14 protein-coding genes are annotated in these 17,913 nt (G+C 74.2%); 2 read left to right on the forward strand and 12 right to left on the reverse strand.

The window, feature by feature from the left end; genetic code table 11:
* Positions 1 to 34: 34 nt before the first annotated feature.
* From AB0Q90_RS05450 to AB0Q90_RS05475, 6 genes are all read right to left on the reverse strand, one after another.
* The gene (locus tag AB0Q90_RS05450; protein WP_363159723.1) at positions 35 to 4,555 is read right to left on the reverse strand and encodes an SAV_2336 N-terminal domain-related protein; all 4,521 of its coding nucleotides are present in this window, start codon (positions 4,553 to 4,555) and stop codon (positions 35 to 37) included.
* The gene (locus AB0Q90_RS05455; protein WP_363159722.1) at positions 4,545 to 5,549 is read right to left on the reverse strand and encodes a MoxR family ATPase; all 1,005 of its coding nucleotides are present in this window, start codon (positions 5,547 to 5,549) and stop codon (positions 4,545 to 4,547) included. Before AB0Q90_RS05455 ends, AB0Q90_RS05450 begins: the two co-directional genes overlap by 11 nt.
* Positions 5,550 to 5,580: 31 nt before the next feature.
* Positions 5,581 to 7,257: a trypsin-like peptidase domain-containing protein gene (locus AB0Q90_RS05460; protein WP_363159721.1), complete on the reverse strand. Its 1,677-nt coding sequence runs from the start codon at positions 7,255 to 7,257 to the stop codon at positions 5,581 to 5,583.
* A complete protein-coding gene (locus tag AB0Q90_RS05465) occupies positions 7,254 to 7,580 on the reverse strand; it encodes a CU044_2847 family protein (protein ID WP_363159720.1) in 327 nt (108 codons plus the stop codon). The genes AB0Q90_RS05460 and AB0Q90_RS05465 overlap by 4 nt, the downstream gene beginning before the upstream one ends.
* 141 nt (positions 7,581 to 7,721) lie before the next feature.
* Positions 7,722 to 9,062 carry a carboxyl transferase domain-containing protein gene (locus tag AB0Q90_RS05470; protein WP_363159719.1) on the reverse strand — a complete coding sequence of 447 codons (1,341 nt, stop codon included), beginning with the start codon at positions 9,060 to 9,062 and terminating at the stop codon, positions 7,722 to 7,724.
* Positions 9,055 to 10,500, reverse strand: coding sequence for an acyl-CoA synthetase (locus AB0Q90_RS05475; RefSeq protein ID WP_363159718.1), 1,446 nt, complete (start codon positions 10,498 to 10,500; stop codon positions 9,055 to 9,057). Before AB0Q90_RS05475 ends, AB0Q90_RS05470 begins: the two co-directional genes overlap by 8 nt.
* 172 nt (positions 10,501 to 10,672) lie before the next feature.
* Between AB0Q90_RS05475 and AB0Q90_RS05480 the strand changes: the two genes are divergently transcribed.
* Both AB0Q90_RS05480 and AB0Q90_RS05485 read left to right on the forward strand, forming a co-directional pair.
* Positions 10,673 to 11,560: a hypothetical protein gene (locus tag AB0Q90_RS05480; protein WP_363159783.1), complete on the forward strand. Its 888-nt coding sequence runs from the start codon at positions 10,673 to 10,675 to the stop codon at positions 11,558 to 11,560.
* A 125-nt stretch (positions 11,561 to 11,685) separates the two neighbouring features.
* Positions 11,686 to 13,926, forward strand: a complete 2,241-nt coding sequence (locus AB0Q90_RS05485) for a LuxR C-terminal-related transcriptional regulator (RefSeq protein ID WP_363159717.1) — start codon at positions 11,686 to 11,688, stop codon at positions 13,924 to 13,926.
* Positions 13,927 to 13,935: 9 nt separating this feature from the next.
* Here the strand turns inward: AB0Q90_RS05485 and AB0Q90_RS05490 are convergent, their stop codons facing one another.
* From AB0Q90_RS05490 to AB0Q90_RS05515, 6 genes are all read right to left on the reverse strand, one after another.
* Positions 13,936 to 14,307, reverse strand: a complete 372-nt coding sequence (locus AB0Q90_RS05490; protein ID WP_363159716.1) for an ATP-binding protein — start codon at positions 14,305 to 14,307, stop codon at positions 13,936 to 13,938.
* Entirely contained in the window at positions 14,304 to 15,218 is a 915-nt protein-coding gene (locus AB0Q90_RS05495; protein WP_363159715.1) for an MEDS domain-containing protein, read from the reverse strand. The genes AB0Q90_RS05490 and AB0Q90_RS05495 overlap by 4 nt, the downstream gene beginning before the upstream one ends.
* A 181-nt stretch (positions 15,219 to 15,399) precedes the next feature.
* Positions 15,400 to 15,987, reverse strand: a complete 588-nt coding sequence (locus tag AB0Q90_RS05500) for a hypothetical protein (RefSeq protein WP_363159714.1) — start codon at positions 15,985 to 15,987, stop codon at positions 15,400 to 15,402.
* A complete protein-coding gene (locus tag AB0Q90_RS05505; RefSeq protein WP_363159713.1) occupies positions 15,965 to 16,768 on the reverse strand; it encodes an FkbM family methyltransferase in 804 nt (267 codons plus the stop codon). The genes AB0Q90_RS05500 and AB0Q90_RS05505 overlap by 23 nt, the downstream gene beginning before the upstream one ends.
* Positions 16,765 to 16,992, reverse strand: coding sequence for a Trm112 family protein (locus AB0Q90_RS05510; protein ID WP_363159712.1), 228 nt, complete (start codon positions 16,990 to 16,992; stop codon positions 16,765 to 16,767). Before AB0Q90_RS05510 ends, AB0Q90_RS05505 begins: the two co-directional genes overlap by 4 nt.
* Positions 16,989 to 17,900: a hypothetical protein gene (locus AB0Q90_RS05515; protein WP_363159782.1), complete on the reverse strand. Its 912-nt coding sequence runs from the start codon at positions 17,898 to 17,900 to the stop codon at positions 16,989 to 16,991. The genes AB0Q90_RS05510 and AB0Q90_RS05515 overlap by 4 nt, the downstream gene beginning before the upstream one ends.
* Positions 17,901 to 17,913 lie beyond the last annotated feature (13 nt).

Raw genomic sequence — 17,913 nt, forward strand, 5'->3', positions numbered from 1 at the left:
GTCGCTTATGTCCAAAGTAAAGGAGAGATAAGTTTCAGAGAGTGCGGGCGGCTTCGACCAGGGGTTCGAGGGAAGAGACGGTGGTCTCGCAGCCGGCCTCGCGGAGGCGGCGGTCGGCTTCGGGGGTGGGGGCGTAGCCGATGAAGCCCAGGCCGAGGCTCTGGGCGGCTTCGAGTTCCGCGACCGAGGAGCCGATCAGCAGACCCGTGGGGGCCGGGAGCGCCGGCGAGTGCAGGGCGCGCAGCAGGCAGTCGGCGTTGGGCATCAGCAGGCGCAGGTCCTCGGCGCGGCCGTACACCCCCGACACCGGAAGTGAACGGCTCCCCAGGTGTGCGTGCACGACCGCCTCGGAACAGTCCGTCACCACCCGCACGCGACGGCCCGCCTGGTACAGGGCGCGGACCAGGGCGGCCGAGTGGCGGGTCGGGGTCGAGCCGGCGAGCGCGCCCAGTTCGAGCTCGTCGAGGCGGTCCCGGAGCAGCGGGCCGAGGGGGTGGTCGGCGAAGGCGCGCAGCACGCCCAACGGGTGCAGCTCGTTGCCCGCGTCGGGGAAGGGACGACCGGCCAGGGTCTCCGCGGGGTCGCGGTGCTCGATGGCCAGGGAGAGCAGATCGAGGGTGGCGGTGCGGGCGGCCTGGGGCGGGAACAGGCGGACGAACGGGCCCTCGAAGGCGATGAGGACGGATTCGGCGGGGCGGAGGAGGTCGGCGAGGGTGCGGTGGGGGGAGGAGGGCCGGTCAGGGAGGGGCGGCTGGTTCAGGCTCACCGAGTACGTGACCGAGAGCCCGGGGACGGGCCATTCGCGTACGGCGGTTCGTAGTTCGCGCTGGGCGGCGCCCGCCCGGACCGCGGGGTGGCGGCGGGTGATGCGGGCCGCCCGGTCGAGGAAGTGGTCGAGGAGGCGTTGGGGGATGTCCGTGCTCCGGCCGAGGACGAAGGCGACCGGGTCGTCGACGTACCAGGAGATCTCGACGGCCGCGGCGAAGGTGCCGCCGCGGGAACTCGGCAGGGCCACCGTGGAGTGGTACTGCTGTGTGGACAGGTTGACGTCGAAGAAGGTGATGGGCCCCGGGGGGCGGTCTCCGTGCGATCCGTCCGGGTCGAGGAGCGTCAGCGGGCCGTCGGGCCGGGTGTGCACGACGGCCGTGCCCGGGGCCGGAGGGCCGAGCCGTGAGAGGTCGTCCGTGGTGAACGGTCCGCGCACCAGGTCGCGGGCCGATGGCCCGTCCTCGCCGGACAGGGCGTGGTACCAGGCGACCTCCTCGTCCAGTGACAGCGGCCAGAACCTGTAGGAACCGGCGGCCGAGCTCTCCACGAACTTCTCGTACAGGCTGTCGTGAATGACCACGACGGACCCGTCCGCCGAACGGTCAAGCGCGGACCGCAAGTCCGGTGGCACGTCCGTCTGGGTGGGCCAGAAGGTCACCAGGAGCCGGAGGGGGCGCAACGGCTCCGGGAGTGCCAGCGCCTCGGGCAGCCCGCGCAGGACGGCGACCAGGACGGGCAGGAGCCGGGCGCCGGGCTCGGTGACGACGAGGTAGCCGTTGTCACGGGCGTTCAGTTCGTACTCGTCCAGGGCGAGCCCTCCGCGTGACAGCAGCCGGGTCACCGCCCGACCGAGGGCCTCACGCTCCGCGGACCCGCTCAGGTCGATGGTCCGGAACATGATGGCCGGCCGGTCCTGCTGCGGCGCGTCCCGCAGTTCGCGGTAGAGCAGTTGGAGGGCGGGATCGATCGGGTCCGCGTACTGGCGGTTGTGGATCGCCTCGTAGGCCTCGTACGAGTCCATGGCCTCGGAGATCCGGCCCAGGCCCCTGAGGGCCAGCATGTGCAGCCGGCGGAACTCCCCGTTGTCCGGGTGGTCCGCGAGGAGCGTGGTCAGATCGGCCGCCGCCTGCGCGAAGTCCTCCAGGTCCAGGTCGAGTTCGGCGCGGGCGACGCAGACCCTTTGGTGCAGGGCGCGAAGGCGGGCGCGGGCCAGCTTCGCGGCCGGGCCGGGGACGCCGTCGAGGGGGTCGCCGTACCAGAGGCTCAGAGCACCCTGGAGATCGGCTCGGTAGGCCAGCGCGTTGTGCGGGGAGGTGTGTCGTTCGAGGAGGTCCTCGACCGCGACCACGTCGATGTAGGAGTCCGCCGCGTACAGCGCGTAGCCGTCGGCGAGGGCGGCGAGCGTGCCCGGGCCCAGGTGGCGTCGTAGGTCCGCGGCCAGCTCGGCGATCCGCTCGGTCGCCTCGGGGTTGGGGGGCGGGTTCTCCCACAGGCCTTGCGCCAGCGTGGAGTTGGCGATGCGGCGGCCGCGCATGAGGAGCAGCATGCACAGCATCGCGCGGGCCTCGGGCGAGGGCGCGAACAGCCGGGGGTTGCCCACCTCGATCCGGGGCGGGCCGAGCAGCCTGTAGCGCGGGCCGGGCCAGGTGGTCGATGCCAGCTGCGCCGCCGCGGTCCGGGCGGGCCGTCGTACGCCGCCGTCCGCGATCCGGGCGAGCAGGGTGCGGTGCGGCGGTGGGGCGGTGGCTCTGGCGATCACGGACAACTGGAAGAAGAGCTGGTCGAGTTCGAGGAAGTCCGACTCCAGGTCCTGTCCCCGGGACTCCTCGCCCAGTGCGAACCTGCTGATCATCGCCGAGCCGTCCGGCCGCAGCAGCAGTCCGTTCGAGCCCGCCTGGCCGCGCACCAGGCCGCGCGCATGCAGGGCGTCCAGCGCCGGTACGACGTCACGGGCCAGCCGTGCGAACACGCTGAAGGACACCCCCGGCCCGCTGCCCTGCACCAGCTCGCTCACGGTCAGGCCGTCCACGAACTCCGTGATCAGATAAGGCTGTTCGCGCTCGACGCCGAAGTCCAGCACCCGGACCAGGTTCGGATGGTCCAGGTTCATGAGTTCCTGTGCCTCCCGCAGGAACCGTTCGGCGGGAAACGGCTGCCGTGGATACAGCTGCACGAGTACGCGCCCGTCGGTGCGGGTGTCGACCGCCTCCCACATCCGCCGGCCCGCCCCCCGCCGCTCGACCAGCCGGTAGTGCCGCCCGATCACCCGAGGCCTTTCCTCCCCACCTCCCAACCGGCGCACCGTCTCCGCCCGAACCGTCGCGAACGCCTCGCCCTCCCCGCCCGCCTCCGCCCGGAACTCCCCGGCCGCGATCCCCGCCCGCTCGTCGATCAGCCCGCCGACCCGGGCGAGGAACTCCCGCGTCCGGGTACGGGCCGTGCGGGGCAGGGACCGCAGCAGCAACTCCCGTACCCCCGGCCGGAACTCGTACGAGCCGGCCGGTCCGGGGACGGCCGTCAGCATGCCGCTGAGGACGATCTCGGCCAGGTGCTGGGGCCGGGGACTGCGTTCCAGGGCGCGCTGCACCAGGCGCATCACCGGCAGCGCGGGCACGGCGAGCGCCAGATGCCCGGCGAGCCGGAACGCCTCCGGGGACGCGGTCGCCCGGAAGCGCAGGACGAGATCCTGAGGTGGCAGGGAAGCCACGTCGGGAACGTCCGGTTCGACGGGCGGCGGGACGGGAGCCGGTGGCAGCCACGCCACCGCGCCCGGGGCCCGGCCGCCGTCCGGGGCCGAGAGCAGCCCCGCCCAGTGGGCGAGCCAGGACGGGCCCGGTTCGAGGACCGGGAGGGGGACGGCGGCCGCGGGCGGCGGGAAGGGGGCGTAGGGCGCGAAGGACAGGGCCGCCGCGGGCGCCGCGGCGGCCGGGGCCGTCAGCACGCCCGGTTCGGCGGGCAGCGCCGTCGTGTGCCACAGGTGCTCGGGCAGCGGCTGTACGACGGCCAGCGGCATCCGGGCCGCCCAGTGCCGCAGGGTGCGGTACCAGCGGTCGCCCGCCTCGCCCGGCCGCCACTGCGGGCCCATGCAGTCGCTGACGACGAGGGTGACGGTACGGCCGTCGGCGAGGTCGGGCACCTGCCGGGCGCGGCCGTCGGGTCCGGCCGGGTGCAGGGTGACCGTGCGGAAGATGCCCGACTGGGCGAGCGTGGTGTGCAGTTCGCGCACCAGGGGCCGCCACACGGGCATCGTGGGGCCGGTGTCGTGGACGAGGTTGAGGCGCAGCCAGCGTTCCGGGGCCGGGCGCAGCACAGGGAGCCAGAGGGACGGGTCGGTGTCGAGCCGGGCGATGCGGTCGGCGGTGGCGTGCTCGTCCAGGACGCGGGCGTGCGGGGAGGCGACGTTGCGTTTGAGGGGGCGCAGGGCGCGTTGCAGGGCGAGGGGGTGGTGCAGCATCGGCGGCGCGGGCGCGAGCAGCGGTGTGCCGGGGCGCGGGGCGGAGGGGCGCGGGAGGTGGAGGGGGATGCGGCCGTCGGGGGTGCGGGTGGGGGGTGGCGAGGGAGGCGGGGGAGGCTTCGGTGCGTCCGGCGGGGGTGGCGGGCTGGGGGGAAGGGGAGCGGGGGGTTTCCCGGTCGTGCCGGGACGCGGACGCCGCTCCTCCGGCACCCCCAACTGCCCCGCGAACCACAGCAGTTCCGCCATCTCGCGCGGAGTGGGACCGGCCTCCTCCCCCGCGGCGGCGGCCAGTACCGCCGCCAGCCTGGCGACGGACCCGGGATCAGAACCCATCGCCGTCCGCCGCCGCGCTCAGGAACGGCATCAGCTGCTCCGCCAGCTTCTCGCGCGATGCCCCGTCCAGGCCCGCGATGCCGGTGAGGTAGATGGCGTTCAGGAGCTGGTCGGTGGCGAGTTCGCCGGCGCCGGCCCGCTCCAGGAAGCCGGTGATCAGGGACTCCGTACGGTCGTCGGGGTCGCCGAGGTGGGCGCGGACGATCCGGGTGAGCTGGGCGCGGTCGGGCCGGTGCAGTTTCAGCCGGACGCAGCGGCGCAGGAAGGCGGGCGGGAACTCGCGCTCGCCGTTGCTGGTCAGGACGACGAACGGGAAGGCGCGGCAGCGCACCCGGCCGCGCCGGACGGTGACCGGGCTGTCGGTGCCGTCGGCCAGGACCTCGGCGGTGCCGTCGGCGGAGTGCCGGGCCGCGCGGACCAGTTCCGGGATCTCGTACTGGCCCTCCTCCAGGACGTTCAGCAGGTCGTTCGGCAGGTCCAGGTCGCTCTTGTCGAGCTCGTCGACGAGCAGGGCGCGCGGACGGTCGTGGGGGAGGAGCGCCGTGCCCAACGGGCCCAGCCGCAGATGGTCCGCGACCTCGCCGGACACACCGTCTCCGCGCGCCGCGTACAGCCGGGACAGCGGGTCGTACTGGTAGAGCCCGTCGGCGAGGGTGCTGCGGCTGGTGATGTTCCAGCGGAGCACGGGCCCCAGGCGCAGCTCCCGTGCCACCGCGTACGCCAGCGACGACTTGCCGGCCCCGGGCGGGCCGGTGACCAGCAGCGGGCGGCGCAGACACAGGGCCGCGTTGACTAGCTGGACGCTCTCCGGGGTGGCGACGTAGGCGCGGGCGCGGTGCACCCGGTCCGGCGAGACGGCCGCGTCGTCGTCGCCCTCGCCGGGCGGCGGCACCACCGGCCCGCCGTCGAACGCCCGCCACGGCGGCGGAGCGGGCAGCTCGGCGACACCGTCGTGCGGCTCGCTGTTGCCGGTGTAGACGGACCAGTGCGGCATGGCTGCGTTCTCCGTGGTGTCCGGTGGGCGGTCAGGTGACGGGTGACTGGACGTGTACGGCGGTGGCGTGCGGGTCGGTGAAGCAGCGCGGATCGTCCCACAGCAACTGGATGTCCCGCGCCCAGTGCTCGTCCTCCGCCTCGGCCTCCTCGCGCAACTCCAGGATGCTGCGGGGAAGTTCAAGGGGCGGCAGATCGAGGAAGCGGGCGTCGAGCGCGTCCAGGAACGCCGTGCCCGAGCAGTCGCCCACGCAGCCGTCCGCCGCCGCGCAGCCCCGGCGCGACCACACGATCACCGGTGCGGGCGCGGTCAACGACGCCTCGAAGTGCGGCCGGACGCGCGCCGAGCCCGGCTCCGCACCGAAGCCCGCGACACACGCCTGCCCCTGACGCAGCCTCAGCCGCAGCTTGCGCGCGTCCTCCGGGCTGCCGCACGGGACGCGCTGCATCCGCGAACCGGCACGGGAGGCGTCCAGCCGCTGCCAGGCGCGGGTCAGCACATGCCGCGTACCGGCCCTGCGCCGTCCGTGGTCGGTGACGACCACCGGGTACACACAGCCGAGCGGGGTGGTGTCGTCGGGGCCGTTGTCCCAGCGGTCCACGGGCCAGTCGAGCCAGTCGCGGGGCAGCGCGAAAGCGATCAACTCGTCGGCGCCGGGCGTCAGATGACAGAACGCCGCCTCGATCCGCTCCTGCACATAGGCGGGCAGCCTGCCCTGCGGGACCGTGTCCGAGCCGACCGGATGCCGCCGGCCCCCGCTGTACGCCGACACCTCCACCCGCACCAGGTCGTCCCCGGCGCCGCTGTGGCCGAGTTCGACGAGGATGGGCGACCAGTCCGGTGCCGTGCCGGCCGCGGGCCGGGGCGGGGCGTGCAGCAGCGCGTCCAGCCGGTCCGCGAACCGGGTCACCGTGGCCGCGTCGTCCACCTCGCACAGCACGAACCACGCCGCCGACCACAGGGAGTCGAAGCCCTCCGGCGGCGGCAGCGGGTCGAAGGGCCCGGCCGCGTCGGCGTAGAGCCGTACCGGATCGCAGTCCAGGCCCGACCGGAGTGCCTTCTCCACCAGTCCGCGCAGCCGCGCCCCGTCCGAGTGGGCCGCGCCGGGGGAGGGGAGGAGGCCGCCGAGGTCGGGCCAGTAGCGGGCCATGACATGGGTCGGCATCATGCGGCCGGTGCGCACCTCGCGGGCGCCGGCCGCCGCGGTGACCATGCCGACGACCTCGCCGGTGTCGACCAGCGCGACCGCGGCGCCGCTGAATCCGGCGGCCAGCGGCTGGCCGTACCCGCTCCACGCCTCCAGCTGGATCCACTCGCCGCTGATCAGCACCGGTCCCGCGGTGCGGTACTCGGCGAGCGTGCCCTCGTCGTAGCCGCGCGGAAAGCCGTAGGCGACGAGTTTGCGGTCGCCGTGCGCGGTGTCGGCCGGGGCGAGCGCCGCCGGGGTGACGGGGACCTCCCGGTCCAGTTCCAGTACGGCCAGGTCGCCGGGGTCGGTGGCCCGGCCCCAGCCGCCGTGCACCACCACCTGGGCGGGGACGGGGGCGTCGCCGGGACGCTGCGGGAAGGTCACGGTCAGCGGGCTGCCGTGCCCGCTGCCCGCGACGACGTGGGCGCAGGTCAGCACCTTGGTCGGGGTCACCAGGAAACCCGCGCCGGCGACCTGGCCGCCGCACTCGATGCGGGCCTGCCACTCGGTGGGGTTCATGGCGTGCTGCGGGGCTCCGGGGACCAGGTCAGCTTCACGGTCAGATGGCCCTCGGCCGCTCCCTTGGCGATGATGGCGCCGGTCTCGGCCGACAGCTTCACACCGAACTCGATCTCCACGCCGTCGGGTTGGAGCGCTCCGTCACGGAAGGTCCGCAGCGCGGCCTCGGCCGCCGAGCGGACCCCTGCGAGCGCGCTCTCGAAGGTGCGGGCGGCCTGCAGCGTGCCGTCGCGGGAGACCAGGCGCGAGCCCGACGCCTCCTCCGCGGCCTCGACGGCGATCACGGTGCCGTCCTCCGTCTTGAACTCGACCAAGCCTTCCATGACGCCCCCGTCGTCCCGTGAACCGAGCGTGTTCATTGTTCCGGACGGTCCCCGGGCCTGTCCCGGTTTCCGCACGCCGGAACGCGGACGGCGCCGCCCCCTGGGACGGGGAGCGGCGCCGCTTCTTCGGTTTTCCTGCCGTCAGAACATCTGCTCCCCTGTCCGGATCACCCCGAGCTCCGCCAAGTCCTGCGGTCTGATGCGCAGTTGGTCCGCCGTCGCCTCCACCTCCGAGGCCGGCCGCTTCAGGATCGCCGCGGCCAGTTCCGGGGCGATCACCGAGAAGTAACTGTCCGGCGTGGCCCAGGTGTTGCCGGGTGCCGCCAGGGCCAGTGCGCCGCCGGAGCCGCCCTCGCCGATCACCAGCGTGGTGACCGGGGTGCGCGCGGCGGCCACCGCGGTGAACAGGTCCGCGATCGCGGCGCCCGCGCCCTGGCGTTCCGCCTCCGCGTCGTTGGCCGCGCCCGGGGTGTCCACCAGGGTCAGCACCGGGATGCCGAGCCGGTCCGCGAGCCGGATCAGCCGCGCGGCCGTGCGGTAGCCGGCCGGGCGGGTCGCCGTGCCGGTCTGGGCGGCGTAGGCGACGGTGCGGCCCTCGTGCTCGCCGAAGCCGCACAGCATGCCCTCCGGGTCCGTGCCGCCGCAGCGGTCCCCGCTGACGGTGACACGGTCGGTGAAGTAGGCGTCCAAGTAGCGCTCGGCGCGGGGCCGTTCGGGCGCGCGGGCCCGTCGTACCGCGTCCCAGCCCGTGGCCGGAAGATCCGTGGCGCCGAGCGCCGCCGGGACCGGCGCCGGCGCGTCCGAGGCGCAGGTCAGCAGCCGCAGCCACCGGCCCAGCGTCTCGTGCAGCTTCCCCGGCGCCACGACCGCGTCGGCCGCGCCCGCCGCGACCTGCGCCTGAGCCGTGTACGCCGCCGGATCCGCGTCCGGCGGCCGGACCCGGGAGCCCGCGAAGCCGACCTGCGCGCCGGGCAGCGCGAGGACCGCGTCGGCGCCCGCGCCCAGCGTGGCCCAGCCGCCGCCGGTCGTCGGGTCCCGCAACACCGCGATCTGCGGCAGCCCGGCCTCCCGGGTCAGCACCGACTGCCGGGCCACGCGCTGGAGTTGGGTCAGCGCGAGCATGCCCTCCTGCATCCGGCTGCCGCCCGTGGCGATCAGCGGAACGACCGGCAGCCGGTACAACCGCGCATGCTCGTACGCACCCTCCAGCCGGTCGCCGGTGCGCTCGCCGAGCGAGCCGCCGAGGAAGCCGAACTCGAACGCGATCAGCACGGCCCGGGTGCCGCCGACGGTCGCGGTGCCGCAGACCACCGACTCCTCCTCGCCGGTGCGCTCGGCGGCCCGCAGCCGCGAGGCGTCGTAGCCCCGCCAGCCCAGCGGGCCGTCCGGCGCGGACTCCCGCTCCCGGTGCGGGAGTTCGGTGAACGAGGAGGCGTCGGCGACGAGCGCGAGGATCTCCCGCGCGGAGAGGCGGTCAGGCACGGCTCAGCGCCCGCTTCATGATCTTCCCCATGTCGTTCCGGGGCAGGGCGTCCAGATAGTGCACGACGCGGGGCCGCTTGTGCGGGGCCAGCCGGCGGGCCACGTGGTCCGCCAACTCCTCGGCGGTGGGCGGCAACTGGGGGTCGGCGGGCACCACCCAGGCGACGATCCGCTCGCCGAGATCGGCGTCCGGCTCCCCGGTGACGGCGGCCTCCCGTACGCCCGGATGCTCCAGCAACGCGTTCTCGATCTCACCCGCCCCGATCTTGTAGCCCCCGCTCTTGATCAGGTCGGTGGCCTTGCGGCCCACGATCCGGACGTACCCGTCGGGATCGCGCACCGCCATGTCGCCGGTACGGAACCAGCCGTCCGCCGTGAACGCGGCGGCCGTGGCATCGGGCCGGTTGAGGTACTCGGTGAACAGGTTCGGCCCGCGCACCTGGATCTCCCCCACCGTCTCCCCGTCGTACGCGGTGATCGGCGTCCCGTCCTCCTCCACCAGCCGTAGCTCCACGCCCGGCAGCGGCACGCCGACCGTCCCGGCCCGGCGCTCGCCGTCGGCCCGGACGCTGGTGTTCATCAGCGTCTCCGTCATCCCGTACCGCTCCACGACCCGCTGCCCGGTGGCGGCCGTGATCCGCTCGTGGTCGTGCACGGGCAGCGCGGCGGAACCCGAGACCAGCAGCCGCGCCTTGGTCAGCGCCTTCGCCAGCTCCGGGTCCCCGGGCAGGGCCTGGGCGATGCGGTGGTACATCGTCGGCACGCCGAACACCATGGTTGCGCCGTCGTTCAGCTCGCGCGTCACGCCGTCCGTCTCGAACCGGCCCAGATGCCGGACGGAGCCGCCCCGGCGCAGCGGGCCCAGGATGCCCAGGACCAGGCCGTGCACATGGAACAGCGGCAGACCGTGCACGAGGACGTCCTCGCCGGTCCACTGCCAGGCGTCCGCGAGCGCGTCCAGGGTGCAGGCGACGGCCCGCCGCGGCAGCACCGCGCCCTTGGGCGGTCCGGTGGTGCCGGAGGTGTAGACGATCAGCGCCGGATCCTCCTCGCCGGCCCGCTCGTCCGGCCGCGCCCCAACCGCCCGCACATCCACATCCAGCCGCTCCAACCCGCCGAGCGCCGCCGGAAGTTCGTCACCGGGCGCGGCCAGCACAACCCCCGGCGCACTGTCGGCCAGAATGTGCCCGAGCTCCTTCTCGCCCGACTTCGGATTGAGCGGTACGGCGGCGATCCCGGCCTCCAGCGCCGCCACCACCGCGACCGCCGTCTCCAGCGTCGGCGTCGCCCACACGGCAACCCGGCCACGCCCCGCCACCCGCGCCGCCAGGGCACCGGTCGCGGCGGCCAGCTCCGCATACGTCAGGGCCCGGTCACCGAACCGCAGGGCGACCCGCCCCGCCGGACCGGCCGCCAGGGCCGGGAAGAGAGAGGACACGCGACGCACTCCTTCACTGGGGCACAAGCCGTCGATCACGATCCTGCCGTACGGGACGCCGCTCGGGCTGTGCGGTCCGCCACGTCCGCTAATGGGTTGCCGCGGTTGCAGGCGCCCCGGTTAGCCTGCGGTGGCCGTTTCATCTGCCTTCCGTACGACCCTGGAGCCCGCCGTGCCCCGAATAGCCCTGGTCACCTACGACCCCCGGCCCGAGCCCAGCCTCGACCGCGATCTGCCCGTGCTGCGGGAGGCGCTGACGGCCGCCGGGGCCGAGGTGGACGTCGTGCACTGGGACGACGCCGCTGTCGACTGGGCGGGATACGACCTCGCGCTGATCCGGTCGACCTGGGACTACAGCTGGCGCACGGCCGAGTTCTTGGCGTGGGTGGAGAAGTGCGGCTCGGTGACCCGGCTCGCCAATCCGGCCGAGGTCGTGCGGTGGAACACCGACAAGCGGTACCTCGGGGAGCTGGCGCGGGCGGGGGTGCCCGTCGTACCCACTCTGTACGTTGCGCCGGGGGAGGAGGCCGACCTGCCGGGCGACCGCGAGTACGTCGTCAAGCCGACCTCGGGGGCGGGTGCGCGGTACGCCGCCCGCTACACGCCCGACCGGCACGACACCGCCGTGGCGCATCTCGCGCGGCTGCACGAGGAAGGGTTCACCGCGATGGTGCAGCCCTATGTGCGCAGCATCGACAGCCAGGGGGAGCGGGCGCTGCAGTTCTTCGGCGGGCGGCTGCTGCACGCCAGCCGCAAGCAGGCCGTCCTCGCTCCCGGTACGGCCTTCGACGCCGACAAGGTCGCCCACCCGGGCCTGGAGCCGTGGACGCCGACCCCGGCCGAGCTCGCCGTCGCCGAGCGCGCCCTGGCCGCCGTACCGGACGCGGCCGAGGTGCTGTACGCGCGGGTGGACCTCGTCGACGGGGAGGACGGCCAGCCGCAGGTGATGGAGCTGGAGCTGGTCGAGCCGAATCTGTTCCTCCAGCTGCACCCCGGGTCGGTGCCCCGCGTGGTCGAGGCGGTGCTCGCCGCCGCGGGCGCAAGCCAAGGTCACCCGTAGAGGCGGGAAATCGGGGAACCCGGCCTGCCGTGGTCACGCGGTGCCTACCCTGCGGGGAACAACAGCACGTGCGGGGACCACTACAGAGGGCGTGACTGGTCGTGGGCGGATCGGGGTCGCGGCGTGTGTCCGGCTTCCCCGCGGAGCTGACCAGCTTCGTGGGGCGGCGGGACGAGTCGGCGGCCGTCAGACGGCTGCTGTCCGAGGGCAGGCTGCTGACGCTGACCGGGCCCGGCGGCGTCGGCAAGACTCGGCTCGCCGCGCATGTGGCGCGGCGGGTCGCGCGCACCTACCCCGACGGGGTGTGGCTGGTGCCGCTGGCCGCGCTCACCGACGAGGCGTTCGTGCCGCACGCCGTGATCGACGCGCTCGGGGTGCACACCGAGGACCTGCGGCCGCCGCTGGAGGTGATCGTCGAGCACCTGCGGGACCGGCAGGCCCTCATCGTGCTCGACAACTGCGAGCATCTGCCGCGCAGTTGCGCCCTGGTCGCGGCCGCCGTGCTGTCGGCCACCGAAGGCGTGCGGATCCTCGCCACCAGCCGGCACCGGCTCGGGCTGGCCGCCGAGCGGCTCTACGAGGTGCCGCCGCTGTCCGCGCCCGCCCCGCACGAGCTCGACGCGGGCGCCCACGCCTCCGAACGGTTCCCGGCGCTCCGGCTGTTCGCCGACCGGGCGGCCGCCGTGGTGCCCGGCTTCACCGTCGGCGAGTCCAACCAGCAGGCCGTGGCCCGCCTGTGCCGGCGGCTCGACGGGCTGCCGCTCGCCATCGAACTTGCGGCCGTACGGGTGCGGGTGCTCGGCGTGGACCAGCTCATCGAACGCCTCGACGACCGCTACCGGCTGCTCACCGGCGGCAGCCCCGCCTCCGCCCCACGCCACCGCACCCTGCGCTCCGCCGTCGACTGGAGCCACGAACTGTGCACCCCGCAGGAGCAGTTGGTGTGGGCGTGGCTTTCGGTGTTCGTCGGCAGCTTCGACCTGACGGCCGCGGAGGCCGTGTGCGCGGGGGAGGGCATCGACCCCGCGGCCGTCCTCGACGCCGTCGCCGGACTCGTCGACAAGTCGGTGCTCGCCCGGGAGGAGACCGGCGGGCAGGTGCGCTACCGGCTGCTCGTCTCCTTGCGCGAGTACGGGCGGGAGAGGCTGGAGGAGCTCGGCGAGGTGACCGTGACCCGCCGACGGCACCGGGACCACTTCGCGCGGCTGGCCGCCGAGTACGAACGGACCTGGTTCGGGCCGTGCCAGGTGGAGATCACGGACCGGCTGCGGACCGACCGGGACAACCTCCACGCCGCGCTCGACTTCTGCCTCACCACGCCCGGCGAGGCCCAGCACGGGCTGCGGCTGGCCGCGTCCCTGTGGTTCCACTGGGTGGCCGGCGGCGCCTGGGGCCAGGGGCGGCACTGGATGGACGGGGCGCTGCGCGCCGGGGCACAGCCGGACAAGGCGCTGACCAGGGCGCTGTGGGGCGGTGCGCTGACGTCGCTGGTCCACACCCGCTCGGCGGCCGTCCTCGCGGGCATCGACCCGGACCGTACGGCCTCGGCCGCGGCCTCGGAGGAGGAGCCGCCGGTCCCCGCCCCCGTGGGGAGCCTCGGCCCGGGCAAGGCCCTCTCCTCGACGGTCAGCTTCACGGTCCTCACCCGGGTCGAACTGGCCTGCACCCTCGTCTGCCGGGGCCGGCCGAAGGAGGCGGTGCCGCTGTGCCGGGAGGCGATAGCGCTGTGCGAGGAGCACGGTGAACAGTGGGTGCGGTCCTGGGCGTTGCGCACACTCGCGCTGGCGCACTGGTCGGCGGCCGAGTACGACAGCGCCGCCGAGCAGGCGCGCGCCTGCCTCCGGCTGCCGTACACCGTCCATCAGCACCAGAGCCTCGCCCGGACCCTCGATGTGCTGGCCGCCGCGGAGGCGCTCGCGGGGGATGCCGAGCGGGCGGGGGTGCTGCGGGGGGCCGTCGACCGGATCTGGGGTGCCATCGGCGGCAACCCGGTGGAGCCGCGCGGCCCCGGACGGCACCGGATCGCCGAACGCCACGCGCGCCGGCTGCTGGGCGACGCCGCCTACGAACGCGCACACCGGCGGGGCGGCGCCCTCTCCCTGGACGAGGTTCTCGCCTACGCCCTGGGAGAGGAGCGGAAGCCGGCGGCGGCAGCCCCCGCCGACGCCGCCGCGCCGGAGCTGACACCCCGCGAGCTCCAAGTCGCCGAGCTGGTCGCGCAGGGCCGCACCAACCAGCAGATCGCCGACGCCCTGGTCATCTCCCGGCGCACCGCCGAGGGGCATGTCGAGCGGATCCTCGTCAAGCTGGGGTTCGGCAGGCGGAGCCAGGTGGCGGTGTGGTTCAGCAGGCAGCTGCCACCCTGAGGCGCAACCTCAGTCGACCCGCACCGCCAGCGCCGCCGTCGTCCCCCGCACACCCGGGCCGCTGTGCAGTTCGAGTCGGCCGGTCAGCGCCTTGGCCAGCCGCAGCCCGTGCCCCTCCGCGGCGGACGTGCGCTCCGGCAGGCCCGGCCCCGTGTCCGTGACCGCGCACCGCAACTCGCCCTCGACGAGCCGCAGCTCGACCGTGCCGCCGCCTCCGCCGTGCACCACCGCGTTCGTGGCGACCTCCATCGCCGCCTGCACGAACGCCCCGTTCGCCGTCCCCGCGAGCCCCGCCCGGATCGCGCCCCCGGCGATCAGGCTGCGCACCAGCGGCAGGTCGGCGCGCCCGAACTCCCTGTGCAGCAGCAGCTCCCCGCTCATACCGCCACCTCGTCTTCCTCGACGCTCAGCACCAGCTGCGGCACCTCGTCGGCGCCGAGCTGCCGCAGCACCACCGCCAACAGCTCCGAGCAGCGCACCGTGACTTCACTGCCGTGCGGAAGCGAGCGGGCCAGGCTCACCAGCTGCCACGCGCAGTGCGCCTCCATGAAGCACAGGTCCCTCAGGTCGAGGACGAACCGGGTGGGCCCGGCGGCGGCGTCCCGGCGGCTCAGCGCCTCCCGCAGGGCCTCGACGAACTCGGTACGGGTGTCGAGTTCCGCGGTGCCGGTGATCCGGCCGCCGTCCGGTGTCGTGGTGACCTCCAGCGAGTCGAGGCTCTCCATGACCCGCAGCGGATGGACCTTGCACATGCCGTCGATCAGGTCGTCGCCGAAGCGCTGCCGCTCGTACCAGCAGATCGCGGTGAACAGCGGATCCGCGAACAGCGGTGCCACGGACGCCTCGTAGTCCAGCAGCCGTTCGTGGTCGAGCCCGATCGTGTGCGCCCAGCTCATGTCGGACGTCAGCCGCAGCGCCGCCCAGCCCTCGCGGTAGGCGCTGTTGACCTCGTCGGTGTACAGCTCGACGGTGCGCTCCTTGCGGAAGCTGCCGTCGGGGACGTACACCTCCGTGGTGCGTTTGAGGGAGAGCTGCCCGCTGTCCCGGGCCTCGGCCGCCTGACCGCTGCCCTCGTCCAGGAAGGCGACCACGTCGTCGTCGCTCATGTCGTCCGGGGTCATCACGAGCAGGACCTTCTCCCGGCGGGCCAGGCTGGTCCGGGTGTACGCGGTGAAGACCTTCCACGGCGACTCGCCCTCGGGCAGGCTCATACAGGCGTGATCGCCCAGCTTCAGCCGTTCGACGGGCACGGTCCGACGGGCATGGTCCGTGTGCGCGGTCATCTCGGTCATCGGGACGCCTCCAGAAGGGCGGGTCGGGACCCGGCGGATGCGGAACTCACCTCCGGACCGTAGGGCCCTGGGCAGCGCAGTCCGCCGGATGACCGGCAATGTCCGATCACCGGGACGGGTTCGGAGCGGATGAGGGCCAGGGGTGATCGAATACGTCCGCGCGGGGGCCGCCGTCGATCACTCACCCGGCCTGCCGCACCCGCTGCAACAGTCCCCAGGTGAACTCGGCCGTGCACGGGTGCCGTACGCCCTCCCGGTCCGGGGCCGTGAACGCCAGGCCCCAGCGGGTGGGGGCCGAGCCCTCCAGGGGGCGGGCGGGGGCGAACGCACGGGCCGCCTCGTCGACCGTGCAGGACCAGGGGACGAGGTCCTCCACCGTACGAAGAGCAGGGCCGGCGGCGTCCGGCGCCCGCACCAGCCACTCGTTCCACACCGCGCCGTTCGGGGCGAGCAGCACCTCGAAGCGCAGGGTGGGCCAGAGCGGGACCGGCCACAGCCACGCCTCGCACTCCAGATCACCGACCTTGCGCCTGATCACCGACTCGGGCGCGCCCAGCACGGACCGGTACCGGGACGCGGCCGCGCGGGACCGGGGAGAGCGCACCATCGCCTGCCACCGCTTGTTCGCCTCGCGCATGTCGGCGATGGACACGCCCAGTTCACGGCGGGCGTCCTCCACCAGGTCCGGATTGTGGTCGGCCATGCGGCGCAGCAGCACCAGCTGGAAGTGGAGCGGGGTGAAGGGGCTAGCGGAGGGCATGGGACCCATCGTCGCGCACCGGCCCGCCCGGCAGCCGTCCGTCCGGGAGGAACAGCACGGAGTTCACATACCGGGGCCCGCGGAACGGCAGCACCCGGCGCAGCAGGCCCTGCGAGACGACGTGCGAGACCGCCGCCTGGTGGGCCTCCAGCGGGAAGGACGCCAGCGGCACCCAGGACGTGCCGGGCAGCACCCAGCCGTCGTAGCCCAGCAGCGACAGATACGTCACCACGGGCGCGATCGGCTGGATACGGGACTCCAGCTCGACGAAGAGCGCCGGGCGGTCGCGAGCGAGGAGCCCGGTCGCGCCGCGCAGTACCGCGGGCTCGCTGCCGTCCACGTCGATCTTGATGAAGCCGACGTTCCGCAGCGCCAGGTCGTCGAGGGTGACGCAGGGGACGTCGAGCGTGTGGCCGTGGATGTCCCGGCGGACCAGGGAGGACACACCGCGGTCGCCCTCGTCGCCGGAGGGCAGCCACAGCCGGGCGGTGCCGGGACGGTCGGAGGCGGCGGCCTGGATCACGCGCACATTGGGCGGGGTCCCCGAGGCCAGCAGCCGGGCCAGCCGGGGCACCGGCTCGACGGTCACCACCTGCCGGGCCCGTCCGGCCAGCCGGTGCGTCCAGGGGCCGTACCAGCCGCCGACGTCCACCGCCGTGCCGCACTCGGGCGGACAGAGGTCGGCGAGCCGGGCCAGCTCGGGCTCGAAGCGCGGGTAGACGGCCCGGGCGGTCGCGGCGACCAGCCGGACGGGCAGGAGCGGGGACACTCGGGCGGCGAGCGTGGTCATGGGGCCATCCGCTTGAGGAGCGCCTCGTGCTCGTCGTCCGAGACCTGCTCCCCGGAGGACGGCAGCAGCTGCGGGATGCCGTCGACGACCGGATAGCGGCGGCGCAGCCGCGGGTTGTACAGCGCCTCGCCCGGATCGGCCGGCCCGTCCGGGACGATCAGGTGCAGCGGGCCCTTGTCCAGCGGGCACGCCAGAATCTGCAGCAGCGGGTCGTCGGCCTTCATGGCGGAGTCAACTCCTTGGCCCCGAGAGGGGGTTGAGTGCGCACCGGCTGGTCGTGCCGGGGCATGGACAGCAGTACGGCGACGGCGAGCGCCGTGCCCGCGACCCGCAGCGTCAGCCGCAGCGGATCCTCCGGCAGCGCCTCGCCGAACGAGAGCGTGCCGAGCACGGCCGTGTACAGACAGGTCACGGTCGTGCACACCGGCACGATCAGCGACGCCCGGCAGCGCTGGAGCGCCGCCTGCGACATCACCAGACCGAACGCGCCGGTGAACAGCAGCAGATACGGATACGGCGACCGCAGCAGATCGAGCAGCGCACCGCCCACGCCGCTGGTCGTCAGATAGCTCGACACGCCCTTGATCGCCAGCGAGCTGACCCCGTACAGCAGCCCCACCGCCACGCCGTACTCCACGCCCGTGGTCGGCAGCCGGTGCCGGTGCCGGGTGCGCCGTTCGGCGGAGTTGTACAGCCACACCCCGCCCGCCAGGGACGGCACGCACACCAGCAGGATCAGCGGATACGGCGCGTCCCGGCTCACCGTCTCCGAACCCTCGCGCAGCGACAGCACCACCATCAACAGGGCGGCGAGGATCGCGGCGAGCGCGTACCGTTCGCGCCCGCTGGTCTCCTCGCCCAGCAGCCGGGCGGACAGCAGCACGAGCAGGACAAGGCCGGAGACGAAGATGCCCTGGGCGGCGGCGATCGGCAGCGTCCGGTACACGGCGAGCTGGGCCGCGAACCCGGCCGCGAGCGCCAGCGAACCGCCGATCCACAGCGGGCTGCCGAGCACCAGCCGCAGCAGCCGGGCCGGTTGACGGATCGTCACCTCGGGCAGGGCGGCCAGCGCCCGCTTCTCCAGGACGAATCCGGTGCTGTACAGGACGTTCGCCAACAGGGCCGCGGCCACTCCCCACCACATG

Origin of the sequence: Streptomyces sp. NPDC079141 (genome assembly GCF_040686775.1) — a bacterium.
Classification (GTDB): domain Bacteria; phylum Actinomycetota; class Actinomycetes; order Streptomycetales; family Streptomycetaceae; genus Streptomyces.